General features: G+C 74.3%; 15 protein-coding genes. 10 read left to right on the top strand and 5 right to left on the bottom strand.

The features are described 5' to 3' along the window. Positions 1-259 precede the first annotated feature (259 nt). On the bottom strand, positions 260-2,359 hold the full coding sequence (locus OIM89_RS04000; RefSeq protein ID WP_030700162.1) for a hypothetical protein: 2,100 nt from the start codon (positions 2,357-2,359) through the stop codon (positions 260-262). A 367-nt stretch (positions 2,360-2,726) separates the two neighbouring features. After that, a complete protein-coding gene (locus OIM89_RS04005) occupies positions 2,727-3,341 on the bottom strand; it encodes a hypothetical protein (protein WP_030700161.1) in 615 nt (204 codons plus the stop codon). 310 nt (positions 3,342-3,651) lie between these two features. Here OIM89_RS04005 and OIM89_RS04010 point away from each other — a divergent pair, with 310 nt between their 5' ends. The 4 genes from OIM89_RS04010 to OIM89_RS04025 all read left to right on the top strand — a co-directional run bounded on the left by OIM89_RS04010 (position 3,652) and on the right by OIM89_RS04025 (position 7,331). Further along, a complete protein-coding gene (locus OIM89_RS04010) occupies positions 3,652-4,719 on the top strand; it encodes a PucR family transcriptional regulator (protein WP_047468422.1) in 1,068 nt (355 codons plus the stop codon). Positions 4,720-4,806: 87 nt separating this feature from the next. Continuing rightward, complete coding sequence (locus OIM89_RS04015) at positions 4,807-5,808, top strand: endonuclease/exonuclease/phosphatase family protein (RefSeq protein WP_037665752.1); 1,002 nt, start codon at positions 4,807-4,809, stop codon at positions 5,806-5,808. A gap of 184 nt (positions 5,809-5,992) precedes the next feature. Then, positions 5,993-6,868, top strand: a complete 876-nt coding sequence (mmuM, locus tag OIM89_RS04020; RefSeq protein WP_264491771.1) for a homocysteine S-methyltransferase — start codon at positions 5,993-5,995, stop codon at positions 6,866-6,868. Positions 6,869-6,932: 64 nt separating this feature from the next. After that, complete coding sequence (locus OIM89_RS04025) at positions 6,933-7,331, top strand: VOC family protein (RefSeq protein ID WP_030700140.1); 399 nt, start codon at positions 6,933-6,935, stop codon at positions 7,329-7,331. Here the strand turns inward: OIM89_RS04025 and OIM89_RS04030 are convergent. Then, a complete protein-coding gene (locus tag OIM89_RS04030; RefSeq protein ID WP_047468418.1) occupies positions 7,328-8,059 on the bottom strand; it encodes a helix-turn-helix domain-containing protein in 732 nt (243 codons plus the stop codon). The two genes, OIM89_RS04025 and OIM89_RS04030, sit on opposite strands and share 4 nt — an antisense overlap. 4 nt (positions 8,060-8,063) lie before the next feature. Beyond that, positions 8,064-9,302 carry a YihY/virulence factor BrkB family protein gene (locus OIM89_RS04035; protein WP_030700138.1) on the bottom strand — a complete coding sequence of 413 codons (1,239 nt, stop codon included), beginning with the start codon at positions 9,300-9,302 and terminating at the stop codon, positions 8,064-8,066. A gap of 17 nt (positions 9,303-9,319) precedes the next feature. Between OIM89_RS04035 and OIM89_RS04040 the strand changes: the two genes are divergently transcribed. After that, positions 9,320-10,954: an acyl-CoA dehydrogenase family protein gene (locus tag OIM89_RS04040; protein WP_047468416.1), complete on the top strand. Its 1,635-nt coding sequence runs from the start codon at positions 9,320-9,322 to the stop codon at positions 10,952-10,954. A 33-nt stretch (positions 10,955-10,987) separates the two neighbouring features. Here OIM89_RS04040 and OIM89_RS04045 read toward each other — a convergent pair whose 3' ends face one another. Then, on the bottom strand, positions 10,988-12,037 hold the full coding sequence (locus tag OIM89_RS04045) for a zinc-binding dehydrogenase (protein WP_030700136.1): 1,050 nt from the start codon (positions 12,035-12,037) through the stop codon (positions 10,988-10,990). A 73-nt stretch (positions 12,038-12,110) separates the two neighbouring features. On the opposite strand from OIM89_RS04045, the gene OIM89_RS04050 reads away from it, so the two are divergent. The 5 genes from OIM89_RS04050 to OIM89_RS29970 all read left to right on the top strand — a co-directional run bounded on the left by OIM89_RS04050 (position 12,111) and on the right by OIM89_RS29970 (position 16,044). After that, positions 12,111-12,686, top strand: a complete 576-nt coding sequence (locus tag OIM89_RS04050; RefSeq protein WP_030700135.1) for a TetR/AcrR family transcriptional regulator — start codon at positions 12,111-12,113, stop codon at positions 12,684-12,686. A gap of 339 nt (positions 12,687-13,025) precedes the next feature. After that, complete coding sequence (locus OIM89_RS04055) at positions 13,026-13,271, top strand: hypothetical protein (protein ID WP_247860026.1); 246 nt, start codon at positions 13,026-13,028, stop codon at positions 13,269-13,271. Positions 13,272-13,814: 543 nt separating this feature from the next. Beyond that, entirely contained in the window at positions 13,815-15,104 is a 1,290-nt protein-coding gene (locus OIM89_RS04060; protein WP_238469424.1) for a GAF domain-containing protein, read from the top strand. 30 nt (positions 15,105-15,134) lie between these two features. Further along, entirely contained in the window at positions 15,135-15,770 is a 636-nt protein-coding gene (locus tag OIM89_RS04065) for a GNAT family N-acetyltransferase (RefSeq protein WP_264490997.1), read from the top strand. A 187-nt stretch (positions 15,771-15,957) separates the two neighbouring features. After that, complete coding sequence (locus tag OIM89_RS29970) at positions 15,958-16,044, top strand: putative leader peptide (RefSeq protein ID WP_354830035.1); 87 nt, start codon at positions 15,958-15,960, stop codon at positions 16,042-16,044. Positions 16,045-16,087 lie beyond the last annotated feature (43 nt).

Raw genomic sequence — 16,087 nt, forward strand, 5'->3', positions numbered from 1 at the left:
GCGGCGAGCCGTCCGGGTGGGCTCTCACCCGGACGGCTCGCCCCCTCCCCTGTTTCCCCCGTGTCCCCCCGTCGGTCGGAGGACCGGTCCGGGCCGTAGCTGCCGCCCCCTGTGCCGGCAGCTGCGGGTCCCGGACCGGTGCTCCGGTCGGGTGCGGGGCTCCCCCTGGGCCCCGCGGGTCGGCTCCCGGCTCACGGCGCCCCCGGTGGTCGGGTAGGGAGCGTCCGTGGTTGCCGGTGCCGTGGTCGGTGGCGGGGTGTCAGCCCGCCGTGTCCGGGGCGCCGTTGCGGGCGGCACCGGCCGGTGCGGGCGTCGCGTCGGCGGTGAGCAGCCCCGCCTCGCGGGCCCGGTCGAGGAGTTCGCCGGCCCGGTCGGCCGGGATGCCCTCCTTGGCCAGGCGGCCCATCAGGGCGGAGGCGCTGAGGTCGCGCAGGCCGCCGCTGGTGACGGACGACAGGACGCTGGTCAGGTCGCCGGTGAAGGAGCTGGTGCCGTCGAGCCAGTCGGCGCCGAGCCGCTGGGCGGTGGCGGAGTTGCTGACGAAGGCGTCCAGGCCCTTGCCGAAGGAGACCGAGTCCACGATCCGGTCGAAGAAGACCGACTCCCCGCCGACGATGTTGATGTCGGCGCTCTCCAGGCCGGTGGCGAGCACGGTGGCCTGCGCCTCGGCGACCTCCTTCTGCGCCTGGAGCCCGGCGAGCCGGATCTCCTTCTCGGCGGCGAGCCGCAGCCGGTACTCCTCGTGGCCGCGCGAGGCCTCGTCCAGGGCGGCCATGGCGGCGGCCTTCTCGGTCAGTCCGGCCGCCTCCGCCTTCAGCTTCTCGCCGACGGCGGCGGCATCCGCGCTCGCCTGCGCCGTGGTGCCCTCGGCGCGGGCCAGGGCCTTGGCGCGCTCGCCCTCGGCCTCGGCGCGCAGCCGCGCCTCGGTGGCCTGGGCCTCGGCGAGGCCGGTCTTCTCCAGCGCGTCGGCCTCCTTCTCCTGGACCTGGACGCGGGCCAGCCCCTCGGCGGCCCGCTCGGCCTGGATGCCCTCGGCGAGCTTCAGCTTGGCCTGGGCGTCGAGCCCGGCGGCCTTGACCCGGGCCTCGGCGAGGGTCAGTTCCTCGTTGGCGCGGTGCACGGCGGCCTGCTCGGCGGCCTCGGCGGCCTTGATGTCCTTGACCAGCTGCTCCTGGGCGACCGCCTCGGCGGCGATGACCAGGGCCTGCCGGTCGCGCTCGGCCTCCTCGACGGCGCGCAGGCGCTTGATGGACTCCTCCTGCTCGGCGACGGTCCGGTCGACGGCGACGCGCTCGCGGATGACCTCGGCGATGTCGCGGCGCTCGGCCTCGACCTCCTTGTCGGCGGCGATCCGGGTCAGTTCGGTCTCCCGGTCGCGGGCGATGACCTCCAGCAGCCGGTCCTTCTCGATCCGCTCGGACTCCACCGCGATGACGCGTTCGCGGTTCTTCTGGGCGACGGCGATCTCGCGGGCCTGGTTCTCGCGCTGCACGCCGAGGTTCTCCTCGGTGTGCAGGAAGGCGGTCTGCGCGCGCAGCCGCTCCTCCTCGGCGACCCGGGCGATCTCCGCCTCCTCACGGGCCCGGAGCGTCTCGATCTCGCGGCGTTGCCTGATCTCGGCGTCGGAGCGGCGCCGCTCCAGCTCCAGGATCGCCTCGCGGGCGTCGACGTCCTGGCGAGTGATCTCCTTCTCCTCGTGCCGCTGGAACTCGTTGGTGCGGACGTGCTCGGCGGCGGTCAGCTCGGTGATCTTGCGGATGCCCTGGGCGTCGAGGATGTTCTGCGCGTCGAGCTGGGCCAGGGGCGTCTGCTCGACGTAGTCGATCGCCGCGTCCTCCAGGCTGTAGCCGTTGAGGTCGGTGCCGATGACCGCGATGATGCGGTCGCGGAACTCCTCGCGCTGGGTGTAGAGGTCGGTGAAGTCGAGCTGCTTGCCGACGGTCTTGAGGGCCTCGGAGAACTTCGCGTTGAAGAACTCCTGGAGGGCGCCGGCGTCGCTGGCGCGGGCGGTGCCGATGGACTGGGCGACCCGGATGACGTCCTCGACGGTCTTGTTGACGCGCAGGAAGAACTGGATGCGGATGTCGGCGCGGATGTTGTCGCGGCAGATCAGCCCCTCCCGGCCGGTCCGGGAGATCTCCAGCGTCTTCACCGAGATGTCCAGGGTCTCGGCCTTGTGCAGCACGGGCAGGACGACCTGCCCGGTGAAGGTCACGTCGACCGAGCGGACCTTGGAGACGATCAGCGCCTTGCCCTGTTCGACCTTGCGGAACAGGCGGGTCACGACGAGCAGCAGGGCGATCAGGATCAGCAGGACGGCGGCGCCGGCGGCGCCGACCCCCCAGGTGATGGCATTCACAAGCGGCCTCACGGGGTCACGGGGACGTGCGTCGGCACGTCCGGGCGGATACGGCGTACGGCCGTGTCCGCCGGATGGGCGGTGTGCGGTGCCGGGCGGGGCCCGGCGCGGGGCCGCATTGAAGTCCTGTGCGTGTCCGCGGTGTCCGGTGCTCCCCCAGCTCGGTGGCTCGGGAAGTGCCGGGCGTCGTGGGCACCGGACAGGAGTTCCGGGGCGTCCCCGGGCCCGCGGGGACAGCGCCACACCGGCGCCACCGCCGGAGCGGGGGCCGGGACGCGCGCGTGCGGGCCTGGATCAGGTCGTACGGGACGTACGGGTGGTGGTGCGGCTGGTGCGGTTTCGGTGTCGTACGGGCGGTGTCGGCAGGTCAGGGGCGGATGCGCGGGTCGAGCGCCGCGTCGAAGGGCGCCACCCAGAAGAACTCTCCGGCCACGTCGTAGGCGTAGAGCAGTCCGGTCCGGCCCGAGCTGAGGGCCGGGTCGGGATCACTGGTGCGGACCTGGACGATGGCCGTGGAGCCGTCCTCGGCGACCACCTCGGCCTGTCCGAACCTGCCGTCCACCCGCCCGGTGCGGATGGTGCAGGTGGAGCCGACGAAGTCGAGCCGGGACGGCCCGGGTTCGTCGGGGAGGAGCGCGCGCAGGGGCCGCAGCAGCAGCCGGGTCAGCCCCCAGGCCGCCAGCAGGGCGGCGGCGAGGACGAGGAGCACCAGGGCGGCGTGGGCCACCCCCGTGGTGCCGGTGCGTCCCACCAGGACCCCTCCGGTGAGGCTGGCGAGCCAGCCGGTGGTGACGTAGACGGAGACCGCCACGGTCACCGGGACCCCGCCGAGGCCGATTCCGCCGAGGTCGGCGTCGGCCTCGAAGCCGTCGGCATCGGTGATGCCGATCAGGGCCAGGACCCAGAAGACCAGGACGACGGCGAGGGCGGCGGTGAAGACGACGGTGGGGAAGCGGCTGACCGTGTCGATGAACTCGTCCATGCCGCTTCCCCCTCCGTGCCTGCGGCGGTGCCCCTCGCACCCCGCTCCCCCGGGTGGACGCCGGCCGGGCCTCGCGGTCCGGCCGGGACGTCCCGGCGGCACCGCGAAGATTTCCACAGTGCTGCACCGGGACGCTCTCCCCGTTTCCACCGAGAGCATCCTGACAGCCCGCCGGCTCTCCCCGCATTGCCGTGTTCCGGCAATCTTGATGCATCCTTAATGCCGGATGCGGTCCTCCCACGCCCCTCGTGAGGCCGCATCCGAGGCGTTAAGAAGGCGCTAACAACCCGCCAAGAAGGAGACAGGGCTCTTGACTATCGAGCAGCGGACCGATGAATGGGTGTCCGGCTATGACCGGATTCTCGCGGAGGTGGGAGGGACCGGACGGCGCCTCACCCGTGAGGAGATACAGGCCCGCAGGGCGCTCGGCGAGCGCGCCGCCGATGCCGGGATACCGCTGCGCACCCTCGTCGGCCGCCATCTCGCCATGACCAGGGAACACTGGCCGGCCTCGGCCCTCACCCCGGCGGCGGTCGACGGGGTGCTGGCGGCGGTGGAGCAGTCCGTGGACGCCTTCGCCTCGGGGTACGAGCGGGCGCAGCGGATGGCGGTGCGCCAGGAGGAGGCGGCCCGCCGGGAGTTCATCGACGACCTGCTGTACGGGCGCAGCGACCTCGGCCGGGTCGCGGAACGGGCGGAGCGGTTCGGGCTGCTGCTGTCGCACGCGCACGCGGTGGCGGTGGCGGTCGGCCCGGAGCCGTACGACGAGACGGACCCGGTGCCGCAGGTGGTGGAGCGGGCGCTGACCGGGCGGTTCGGGGAGCGGTCGATCCTGGTGACCACCAAGGACGGGCGGCTGGTCTGCGTCGCCCCCGCCGACCAGGAGGAGGTGCTGCTGTACTTCGCCAAGCAGGCGCACGCGGCGACCGACGGTGGCCAGGTAGCGGTGGGCCGCCCCCATCCGGGCGCGGGCGGCGTGGTGCAGTCCTACGAGGAGGCGCTGAACGCGCTGGACCTGGCCGAACGCCTCGACCTGGACGATCCGGTGGTGCGCTCGGCGGACCTGCTGGTCTACCCGGTCCTGACCCGGGACCGGCAGGCCATCGCCGACCTGGTGACCAGCGTCCTGGGACCGCTGACCGAGGCACGCGGCGGCGCCGAGCCGCTGATGGACACGCTGATCGCCTACTTCGACGCCGGCTGCGTGGCGGCCCAGGCGGCCCGGGAGCTGAGCCTGAGCGTCCGCGCCCTCACCTACCGCCTGGCCCGCATCCACCGCCTGACGGGCCACAACCCGGCGGACCCGCTGCATCGTTACACCTTGCAGACAGCCGTGCTGGGGGCGCGCCTGGCAGGCTGGCCCGGGACCCCGCTGTAGGGGCCCGCCCCGCCGTACAGGAGGGTGGAACCCCCGGACACGGCCGGCCGGGAGTTCACGACGGACGCACACGGGGGTGCGCGAGGGATGACGGCGTACGACGATTCCGCCACGGCGGAGGGCGGGGCGGGGCCCCCGAAGGACGGCGAGCGGGTACGGAGGTGGCGTCCGGGGCGGTTCGGCGCGGCGGTGTCGGTGCTGCTGGCGGCGGTGCTCCTCTTCCCCGGGCTGGTGCCCAACGCCCGCTTCCGGGCGGGGAGTCTGGTGGAGACCTTCCTGCCCTGGCTCGGGGTGCTCGCCGTCCTGCTCCTGCTCGTGGGGCTGGCGCGGCGCTCGCCGCTCGCGGTCGGGGCGGCGCTGGTGCCCGTGGCCGCGTGGCTGCTGCTCTTCGCGCCGCTGGTGGCGGGCGGGGTCTCGGGGGACGGGGCGCGGCTGTCGGTGGTGCAGCACAACGTGAGCGACGAGAACCCCGATCCGGTCGGCACCGCCCAGGCTCTGGCCGCACCCGGGCCGGACCTCATCGCGGTGGAGGAGCTGACCGAGAAGGCCGCCCCGTCCTACCGCCGGGCCCTGCGCGAGGCGTACCCGCACCACGTCGCGTACGGCACGGTCGCCCTCTGGTCGCGGTACCCGCTGCTCGCCGACGAACCGGTGGACCTGCGTCCCGCCGGGGTGGACGAGAGCTGGCGGCGCGGCCTGCGCACGACGGTGCGGACGCCCCACGGGGACGTCGCGGTCTACGTGGTCCATCTGCCCTCGCTGCGGATCACCTCCCAGGGGATGCGGACCCAGCGCCGCGACGAGAGCGCGCGGCTGCTCGGCGCGCGGCTGGAGCGGGAGCGGGCCGGGCGGGTCCTCGTGGTCGGGGATCTCAACGGCACCCTCGACGACCGCGGGCTCGCGCCCGTGACCGGGCGGACGGGGAGGCCGCAGGGCGGGTTCGCGTTCAGCTGGCCCGAGCGGTTTCCGCTGGCGCGGATCGATCATGTGCTGGGGCGGTCGGTGAGCGTGGTGGGGGTGCGCACGCTCCCGGCGACCGGGAGTGATCATTTGCCTCTGCTGGCGCGGGTGGATCTGCGGGGCGGGTGAGCCTGCGGCTGGCTGGGCCGGGGTCGGTGGTTGCTCTCCGGTTGCCCGTGCCGGTCAGAGATGGCCTCAAGCGCCGGTCGGGCTTGGCAAGGGGCTGTCACGGGGCCGGGTGCGGTACGAAGGAGGGGTGACTTCGTACGTGGGTGGGGCTGGTTCGTTCGTCGCGGCGCTCGGGGAGCGGGCCGTGGTGGTGGACGGGGGGCTCTCCGAGCAGCTGGCGGCGCAGGGGAACGATCTGTCGGACGCCTTGTGGTCGGCGCGGCTGCTCGCGGACGCGCCCGGGGAGGTGGTGGCGGCGCACCGGGCGTACTACGTGGCGGGGGCCGAGGTGGCGATCACCGCCAGTTATCAGGCGACGTTCGAGGGGTTCGCGCGGCGTGGGGTGGGGCGGGCGGCGGCCGCGCGGCTGCTGGGGACCAGTGTCGAGCTGGCACGGCGGGCGGCGGACGAGGCGCGGGAGGTCGACGGGGTGGCGGGGCCGCTCTGGGTGGCGGCCTCGGCGGGGCCGTACGGGGCGATGCTGGCCGACGGGTCCGAGTACCGGGGGCGGTACGGGCTGAGCGTGGCGGAGCTGGAGCGTTTCCACCGGCCCCGGCTGGAGGTGCTGGCCGCCGCCGGGCCGGACGTGCTGGCGCTGGAGACGGTGCCGGACGTGGACGAGGCGCGGGCGCTGCTGCGGGCGGTCCGGGGGCTCGGGGTGCCGGCCTGGCTGTCGTACTCCGTGGCGGGCGGCCGGACCCGCGCCGGTGACCGCCTCGCGGACGCCTTCGCCCTGGCCGCCGACGCCCCGGAGGTGATCGCGGTCGGCGTCAACTGCTGCGATCCGCGGGAGGTGGAACCGGCGGTCCGGCTCGCCGCCCAGGTCACAGGCAAGCCGGTGGTGGCCTACCCGAACAGCGGAGAGCGCTGGGACGCGGCCACCCGCGACTGGCGGGGCCCCGCCCAGCCATTCGCCGGCCTCGCCGAGGAGTGGGTGGGGGCGGGGGCCCGGCTGGTCGGCGGCTGCTGCCGGGTGGGGGCGGGGGCGGTGCGGGAGGTGGCGGGGGTGGTGCGGGGATAGGCCCGCCGAGCGCGATGCCGATGTGTTCAAGACCGGGCGCGGGGCCGCCGCCTACGCTCGCGCCATGAGCACACAGACACCCGGCCGCCGCGTCCGCTTCGACGCCCTCGGCATCGCCACCACCGATCTCACCGCCTCCCTCGCCTTCTACCGGCGGCTGGGGCTGGAGTTCCCCGAGGGCGCCGAACACGCACCGCACGTCGAGGCCCAGGTCGCCGGCGGAATCCGCCTCATGTGGGACGTGGTGCCGGCCGAGGAGGCCCCGGCCGGGGGCGGCGGGCCGCAGCTGGCCTTCCTGTGCGACTCGCCGGCCGGGGTGGACGCCCTGTACGCCGAGCTGACCGACGCCGGGTACCGGGGGACGACCCCGCCGTGGGACGCCGTCTGGGGGCAGCGGTACGCGGTGGTCGCCGACCCGGACGGGAACGGCGTCGACCTCTTCGCGCCGCTGGACGCCCCCTAGCCCCGCAACAGGGCACCCGGGGTCAGCCCCGTCAGTGCCCGCACCTCGCGGCTGAGGTGCGGCTGGTCGGCGTAGCCGGCGCGGTGGGCGACCTCGGCGGCGGACAGGCCGGTGGCGCCCAGTTCCCGGGCACGGGCCAGGCGCAGGATGCGGGCGAGGGTCTTGGGCCCGTAGCCGAAGGTCTCGCGGGAGAGCTGGTGGAGGCGGCGGGGGCCCAGGCCGAGGGTGGCGGCGGCGTCGGTGACCGAGGTGCCGGCGGCGAGCAGGGGCACGAGGTGGAGCAGGCGCGGATCGGGTGCCGGGCGGTCGGCGGCGTGGCGCGCTGCCCAGATGTCGAGGGCGCGGGCCGGTGCGTGGGCCGCCTCCAGGTGTCCGGTCAGGGCGCGGACCCGGGCGGCGGGCCACAGGTCGGCGAGGTCGGTCCGGCGGTCGCGCAGTTCGTGGGCGGCGACGCCCAGCAGGGCGGGGGCGGTGCCGGGGGCGAAGCGTACGGCGGCGTACCGGGTGCCCGGGGCGGCGTCGGCCGGGTGCGGGCCGGTGTCGGGGCCGGCCACGAGCAGCCGCCCGGGAGCGTCGGGCGGCCGGGCCCAGATCAGGTCCATGCAGCCGTCGGGCAGCACCGGCCGTACGGGAGTGGCGGGCGTCGTCCGGGTCCACAGGGCCGCGCCGGTGAGCCGGGCGGGACGCTCGCGATACGTGCCGGGGTCGGCCTGGCGCCGCGGGTGCACGGGATCAGCGGTCGCGGTCGCCGGAGCGCTCGCCGCCCGGGCGGTACGCCGGTTCCGGCGGGGCGGAGGGGCGGGGGGCCGGGGCGCCGTTGAGGGGATTCTCGTCGCCGTCCGGCTCCTGCTCCGGGGTGCCGCCGCGCCGGGTCTGGCCGCGCAGGCGGCCGGTGACGTCCTCCGGGGGCAGGAACTTGGACCAGCGCTCGGGGAACTCGGAGGGCATGTCGGGGTCGTCCGGGTCGTCAAGGTCGCCGGACTCCCCCCGCTCGGCCCGAACGGCCGCCGCGCGCTCCTCGCGGGCGGCGTCGTTGGCGGCGCGGGCGGCGGCGGTGGCCACGGAGGGCCAGACGCGGTCGATGGCGGCGTTGACGGCCGCGCCGACCAGCACGGCGAAGGCGGAGACGCCGATCCAGAGCAGCACGGCGACGGGGGCGGCCAGCGAGCCGTAGATGGTGGGGCCCTCGACGGTGTTGGTCAGGTAGATCCGCAGCAGGAAGCTGCCGAGGACCCACATGCCGAGGGCGACCAGGGCGCCCGGGGTGTCCTCGATCCACGGGGAGCGGACCGGCACCGACACGTGGTAGAGCGTGGTCAGGAAGATCACGGAGAGGACGAGGATGACCGGCCAGTAGAGCAGCTGGATCAGGTTCTCGCCCCAGGGCACCACCGAAACCAGGGTGTCCGGGCCGATCACCATCAGCGGCAGCACCACCGAGCCCATCAGCAGGGCCACGATGAAGAGACCGAAGGCGAGGAGCCGCGTCTTGACGATGCCACGCACGCCGTCCAGGCCGTACATGACGGTGATGGTGTCGATGAAGACGTTGACCGCGCGGGAGCCGGACCAGAGCGCCAGCAGGAAGCCGATGGAGATCAGGTCGGGGCTGCCGCCCTTGGTGACGTCGTGCAGGATCGGCTGGGCGATCTCGCGGACGCCCTGGTCGGTGAGGACGGCGCGGGACGCCTCCAGGATGTTCTGCTCGACGCTGGCGATGGTGTCGGCGCCGGTCCAGCTGTCGACGTAGCCGAGCAGGCCGACCAGGCTGAGCAGCAGGGGCGGCACGGAGAGCAGCGTGAAGAAGGCGGCCTCCGCGGCCAGCCCGAGGATGCGGTACTCCATGCAGGAGTTGACGGTGTCCTTCAGCAGCAGCCAGGCGGTTTTCCGCTTCGACACGTTGCGGTAGAGCGCACGGGCCCGCCGGAGTCGGCCGGAGCGCCGCTCGGGTGTTTCATTTGCCTGGTCCACGTCCTTACCGTAGCGGCATGGCAGCCAGCACCCACACCGTGACCAATCAGCCCCCGCCCCTGGTCGGCTACGACGTCTACGCGGCGGACCACGCGCTCACCGAGGGCGTGGAGCGCCATCTCGACGCGGCGCTCCTCGACGAGGCACGGGTGGAGCTGTCCGAACTCGGGCGTGCCGCCGGTTCCGCGCAGGCCCAGGAGTGGGGCGTCCTCGCCAACGAGAACAGCCCCGTCCTGCGCACCCACGACCGGTACGGCCACCGCATCGACGAGGTCGCCTTCCACCCCGCCTGGGACCGGCTGCTGGGCCACGCCGTCTCGGCGGGTCTCAACACCGCCTGGTCCCGTCCCGGCGGCCACCTGCGGCGCGCGGCCGGGTTCCTGGTCTGGACGCAGGCCGAGGCGGGGCACGGCTGCCCGCTGTCGATGACCCACGCGGCCGTCCCGGCGCTGCGCCGCGATCCGGAGCTGGCCGCCTTCTGGGAGCCGCTGCTCACCTCCCGGACGTACGACCCGGGGCTGCGGCCCGCCGCCGAGAAGGCCGGCGTGCTGTTCGGGATGGGGATGACCGAGAAGCAGGGAGGAAGCGACGTCCGGGCCAACACCACCCGCGCCGAGCCGCTCGCCGAGGCCGGCACGTACCTGCTGACCGGGCACAAGTGGTTCTGCTCGGCGCCGATGTCCGACGCCTTCCTGGTGCTGGCGCAGGCGCCCGACGGGCTGTCCTGCTTCCTGGTGCCCCGGGTGCTCCAGGACGGGACCCGCAACCCCTTCGCCCTCCAGCGGCTCAAGGACAAGCTGGGCAACCGGTCCAACGCCTCCAGCGAGGTCGAGTTCGACGGGACGTGGGCGCGGCGGGTCGGGGACGAGGGGCGCGGGGTGCGCACCATCATCGACATGGTGGCCGCGACCCGCCTGGACTGCGTCCTCGGCAGCGCGGCGACCATGCGGCAGGCGGTCGCGCAGGCCACCCACCACGCGGCACACCGCTCGGCCTTCGGCGGGCTGCTCGCCGACAAGCCGCTGATGCGCAACGTCCTCGCCGACCTGGCCCTGGAGTCGGAGGCCGCGACCACGCTGGCGCTGCGGCTGGCCGCCGCCTACGACGACGGGAGCGAGGCCGAGCAGGCGTTCCTGCGGATCGCGGTGCCGGTCGCCAAGTACTGGGTGACCAAGCGCTGCACCGCGGTGGCCGCCGAGGCGCTGGAGTGCCTGGGCGGCAACGGGTACGTGGAGGAGTCGGGCATGCCCCGGCTCCTGCGCGAGTCCCCGCTGAACTCCCTGTGGGAGGGCTCGGGCAACGTCCAGGCCCTCGACGTGCTGCGCGCGATCGGCCGCGAGCCCGCCGCGCTCAACGCCTTCCTCTCCGAGGTGGGGCTCGCCCGGGGCGCCGACCACCGGCTCGACGGAGCGATCAAGCAGCTCCTCACCGAGCTGGCCGACCTCGACGGCGTCGAAGGACGGGCCCGGCGCCTGGTGGAGCGGATGGCCCTGGTCCTCCAGGGCTCCCTCCTCCTCCGCTTCGCCCCGCCGGAGGTCGCCGACGCCTTCTGCGCCTCCCGCCTGGGCGGCGACTGGGGGCACGCCTTCGGCACTCTGCCCCACACGCTCGATCTGGGCGCCGTGGTCGAACGGGCGACGCCGGGGGTGTGAGCGCGCGGAGACCGGCCCCGCGTCCGCCCCCGGTCAGGGCCGCAGCACGAGCTTCCCCACGTGGCGCCTGCGGGCCAGCTCCTGCTGGGCCTCGGCTGCCCGGTCGAGGGGGAATGCGGCGGCGACCAGCGGGCGGAAGTCTCCCCGGCGGGCCAGGTCCATGAGCAGGGCGAAGTGGCGGGGCGTGTGCATGGCCGAGCCGATGACCTGCGCGTTGTGGAGGTAGAGGCGGCGTACGTCGAAGGCGACCTCGTACCCGGCGAGCGCGCCCGCGACCACCCAGCGGCCCCCTTCACGCAGGAGCGGCAGCCCGTCGCCCAGCAGTTGGCCGGCGGCGACGTCGAGGCCGACGTCGATGCCCTCGGGGGCGGCGGCGCGGACCTGTTCGGCCACCTCCCCCGCTCGGTCGAGCACGTGGTGGGCGCCCGCCTCGCGCACCGCGTCGATCTTGCTGCCGCTGCTGAGGGCGACGACCTGGGCGCCGCGTGCTCGCGCGAGTTGCACGAGGGCGACGCCGACGCCCCCGGAGGCCCCGGAGACGAGGACGGTCTCCCCCTCTCCCAGCCGGCCTCGCTCGATCATGCCGAGCGCCGTGCCGTAGGCGGTCGGCAGGGTCGCGAGCTGCTCGTCGGTGAGCGGGGAGTCCGTCATGTCGTGCACCTGGTGCGCGGGGGCGGTGACGTACTCGGCATAGCCGCCGTCCCGTTCGCTGCCCATCAGGCCGACCGGGTTGGCGTCCGGCCCCGGGCCGTCGTAGAGCGCGGGGTCGATCACCACCCGGCGCCCCACCAGACCGGCGTCGACGCCCGGGCCGACCGCCACGACGCGGCCGGCCACGTCGGCGCCCTGGATGCGCGGGAAGTCGAGCGGACCGCGCCAGCCCGACCGGGCCGCCGGGTCCCCGGGGCGGCCGTACGCCCCCTCGCGGGTCCACAGGTCGGTGTTGTTCAGGGCGACCGCGGCCACCGCGACCAGGACGTCCCCGGCCGCCGGGACCGGTACGGGCACCTCGGCCCGTTCGAGGACCTCCGGCCCCCCGTGCTCGGTGATCCGTACCGCTCGCATGAACTCGGGCGGAGCCATGGCCATGACCTCCTCGCAGGTATACTGATCGGTGAACTTCCCCCACCGTACACCGATCAGTGAAGGAGGCGAGGTGGACGCGACGGAGACCCGGCCCCTGACCGCGGCCGGACGGCGCATCGCCGAACGGGCCGAGGAACTGTTCTACGAGCGGGGGATCACCGGCGTCGGCGTGGACCTGATCGCCGAGCACTCGGGCGTCACCAAGCGGACCCTGTACAACCAGTTCGGCTCGAAGGACCACCTGGTCGCGGTCTACCTGACCGAACGCGACCGGCGCTGGCGCTCCCTCGTCCAGGCCACGGTGGACGCCTCCGCCACCCCGCGCGATGCCGTCCTCGCCCCCTTCGAGGCCCTGGCCACCTGGAGCACGACGAACACCCGCGGCTGCGCCTTCATCAACGCCCTCGCCGAACTCCCGGACCCCGCACACCCGGCCCACCGCATCGCCACCGCCCAGAAACTCTGGCTCCTCGACCTCTTCGAAACCCTGGCCGCCGCCGCGGACTGCCCCGCCCCCACTCCCCTGGCCCGCCGGCTCCTCCTCCTCCACGAGGGCGCCCTCGCCACCCAGCCCCTCCCCCTCGACACCCTCACCGAGGCCACGGCCTTGGCCCGCACCCTGATCACCTCCGCCACCCCACACTGACCGACCCCCGGAAGGACCAGACGATGCGGCAGACCGAACCACCCCGGACCGGCCCGTACTGGTCGTGATCGGAGGACTTCCGGCCACGGGGAAGTCGACCGTGGGCAGAGCCGTCGCGCGGCGCTTCGGCGCCAGCCATCTAGGATCGACACCATCCGGCAGTCGCTCTACGCCTTCGCCGAGCGCGGTACGGACACCGACGCTCTGCGTCACTCCGTCTCCCACGGGCTGGGTTACGGCGTCGCGTTCGCCCTGGCTGAGGATCTCCTCAGGCAGGGCCAGTGCGTCTTCGCCGAGTGCGTCAACTCCAGGAAGGCGACCCCGGACGCCTGGGCGGCAGTGGCCAGGCGCACCGACGCCCAGTTCCACGAGGTCGAACTCCTCTGCTCCGACCCGGCGGAACACGAACACCGGGCAACCACCCGGACCGTCGACATCCCCGGCCTCCCCCTGCCCACCTGGCAGGACATCACCCAACGCGCCTACGACCCCTGGGACCGCCCCCACCTCACCCTGGACACCGCAGGCAAGCCACCGGAACACACCATCACGGAACTCACCAACACCCTCGGCATCACACCCTGACTCCCCCCCCGTCCGCATTTCACGGAGCACGGGCGGACCACTGGCAGAGCACTCAGTACGGGCGGACCACTCGCGGAACACTGAAGAACGACTCAAGCCCACCAGAATCAGCCCGTCCGGCACTTGAGGACACTTTTCCAGCCCGTCTTTCCAGCCCGTCCGGCGTTTGAGGACACTTTTCCAGCCCGTCCGGCGCTTGAGGACACCCCACCCCAGCCGTCCACAGCCCGAGGACACCCCAAGCCCGTCCGGCGCCTGAGGACAAAAAGGGGGGTGATGCCGCGCCGACACGGCACCACCCCCAAGCAGCCACCCCCTCGGCCAGAGCCGAAGGCGAAACCACCCCCCAAGCTTCAACCCCCACCCCACCTCGCACGAGAGTTGCAAAGGGTTGCAGCCCGATCGGCAAACTCCACCCCCACACCCCCGCTCCCAGGCACGATGTCCCCAGCACACCCGGCACACCCCCGCGCGGAGCGCACCCCGCACCCCGCATCCCCCGCGCGGGAGCGCACCCCCGGGCGACGATCGAGGAGACACACCGTGACCCAGGCAGCCATCGACCTAGGCCGCCTCGCCGGCCGGGACGTGGGCCGCGCGGCGAGGCTGATGGCCGAGGCGCACGCGGCAGCGCTCTCCGGCAAGCCCCCGGCCGTCCCGCCCCGCCCGGAGATAGGCGCCTCCTGGGAGCGGATGCTGCGCCGGGGCGTCGACCCGGAGCGCGCGGTCCGCCCCCGCCCGCTCAGCCCGGCCGAACTGGCCGAACGCCGCCAGCGCTCGCACCTGACCGAGGTCCTGCCGCTGCTGCGGGACGGCCTCGTCTCGGTGGCGGAGTCGGCGCAGCACATCATGGTCGTCTGCGACGCGGACGGCGTCGTGCTGTGGCGCGAGGGCCATCCGTCGGTGCTGCGTCAGGCGGACGCGATAGGGCTGGCCCCGGGGACCGACTGGCGCGAGGCGACCTCGGGCACCAACGGCCTCGGCACGCCCCTGGTGGCCCGCCGCCCGGTGCAGGTCTTCTCGGCCGAGCACTTCGTCCGCGCCCATCACCGGTGGACGTGTTCGGGCGCGCCGATCACCGACCCGCGCGACGGCCGCCTGCTGGGCGTGGTCGACGTGAGCGGTCTGCTGGAGACCCTGCATCCGGCGATGCTGAAGCTGGTGGAGTCGGTGGCGAAGCTGGCCGAGGCGGAGCTGCGCGCCCGCCATCTGCGCGGCCTCGACCGGCTTCGGTCGGTCGCGGCGCCCCTGCTGGCCCGTATCGGCGGCCGGGCGGTGGCCGTGGACGAGGAGGGCTGGGTCGCGGCGGTCACCGGCATGGCACCGGTGGACCGGCTGCCGCTGCCCCGCACGCTGAGCGCGGGCCCGGTCCGGCTCGGCCCCCTCGGCCTCTGCTCGGCCGAACCGCTGCCCGGCGGCTGGCTCCTGCGCCCGGCCCTGCGCCCGCACGCGGGGGTGGCCCGGCTGCGGCTTGACCTCTCCGAGCCGGGCCGGCCCTCGCTGACGGTGGCGGGTGAGGTCGGCTCGTGGACGCACGACCTCTCGCCGCGCCACGCCGAGTTGCTGTTCCTGCTGGCGGGCGAGGAGACGGGGTGTTCGGCGGGCGCGCTGGCCGAGGCGGTCTTCGGGGACGCCGGGCGCCGGGTGACGGTCCGGGCCGAGCTGTCGCGGATGCGCCGCTACCTCGGCGAGCTGCTGGAGCACCGCCCGTACCGCTTCCGGGAGGGCGCCGGCGTGGAGGTGGTGCTGCCCGAGGACCGGTCGGCGCTGCTGCCGCACTCGCAGGCCCCGGCGGTGGCCCGGGCCCGCGCGGGGACGGCCCCCCGCCGCTGAGCGGGGTCGGGGACGTGGTTGCCTGGCCGCATGAGCATCACCGTGACCACCTGGTACCTGGAGCAGACCTCGCCCGCGGACCTGCGCCCCGCGACCCCGGCCCGCGCCCGCGCGGCCGCCCCGGACGGCGAGGGCCCGCTGATCATGCGGGCCGAGACCCCCTCCCCGGAGTTCAGCCGCTTCCTCTACGCCTCCGTCGGCCAGGACATCCGCTGGACCGACCGGCTGGCGCTGACCTGGGCCGAGTGGGAGCGGGCGGTCTGCCGGCCCGAGGTGGAGACCTGGGTGGCGTACGACCGGGGGACGCCCGCCGGGTATGCCGAGCTGGAGGCGGGCCCGGACGGTTCGGTGGAGATCGTCTACTTCGGGCTGATCCCGGCCTTCCGGGGGCGCGGGATCGGCGGGCCGCTGCTGTCGGAGGCGGTGGCACGCGCCTGGGACCTCGGTGAGCGGCGGGAGGGGTTCACGCCGACCAGGCGGGTGTGGCTGCACACGTGCAGCAAGGACGGGCCGCACGCGATGGACAACTACCTGCGGCGGGGTTTCCGGCTCTACCGGACGGAGACCGCCGAGGAGGACGAGGTGGCGACGCCGGGTCCGTGGCCGGGCGCCGGCCCGCTGCCGTACGGGAGCGAGGAGCCCGGGCGGCCGGCCGCCGGGAGCTGATCTGCCGTCAGGGGCGGTCCGTCCGGACGACCCTGGCCGCTATGTCCGTAAATCATCTTGTTCGTTCCGTGGGGGCGACGACCGCCGCGCCCCCTCACCGACACCCTTGTCCCATGATGCGGGACAAGGGTGTCCGCATGTTGGATTATGGTGGACTGCCGCAAGAGCGCCGTGCCACGCTTCCGTCATGTCTACAGCTGGAATTGCCTTGGTGAGTCGGCGGCACGTCGATCTCGGCCGCATGTCCAGCGCCATCTGTCGGGTCGGCTGCTAGTTCTCGCAGCACCGCCCTTCCTCTCTTTCCCCGCCCGGCCCGC

Source organism: Streptomyces sp. BI87, from assembly GCF_025957665.1.
Taxonomy (GTDB): domain Bacteria; phylum Actinomycetota; class Actinomycetes; order Streptomycetales; family Streptomycetaceae; genus Streptomyces; species Streptomyces albidoflavus.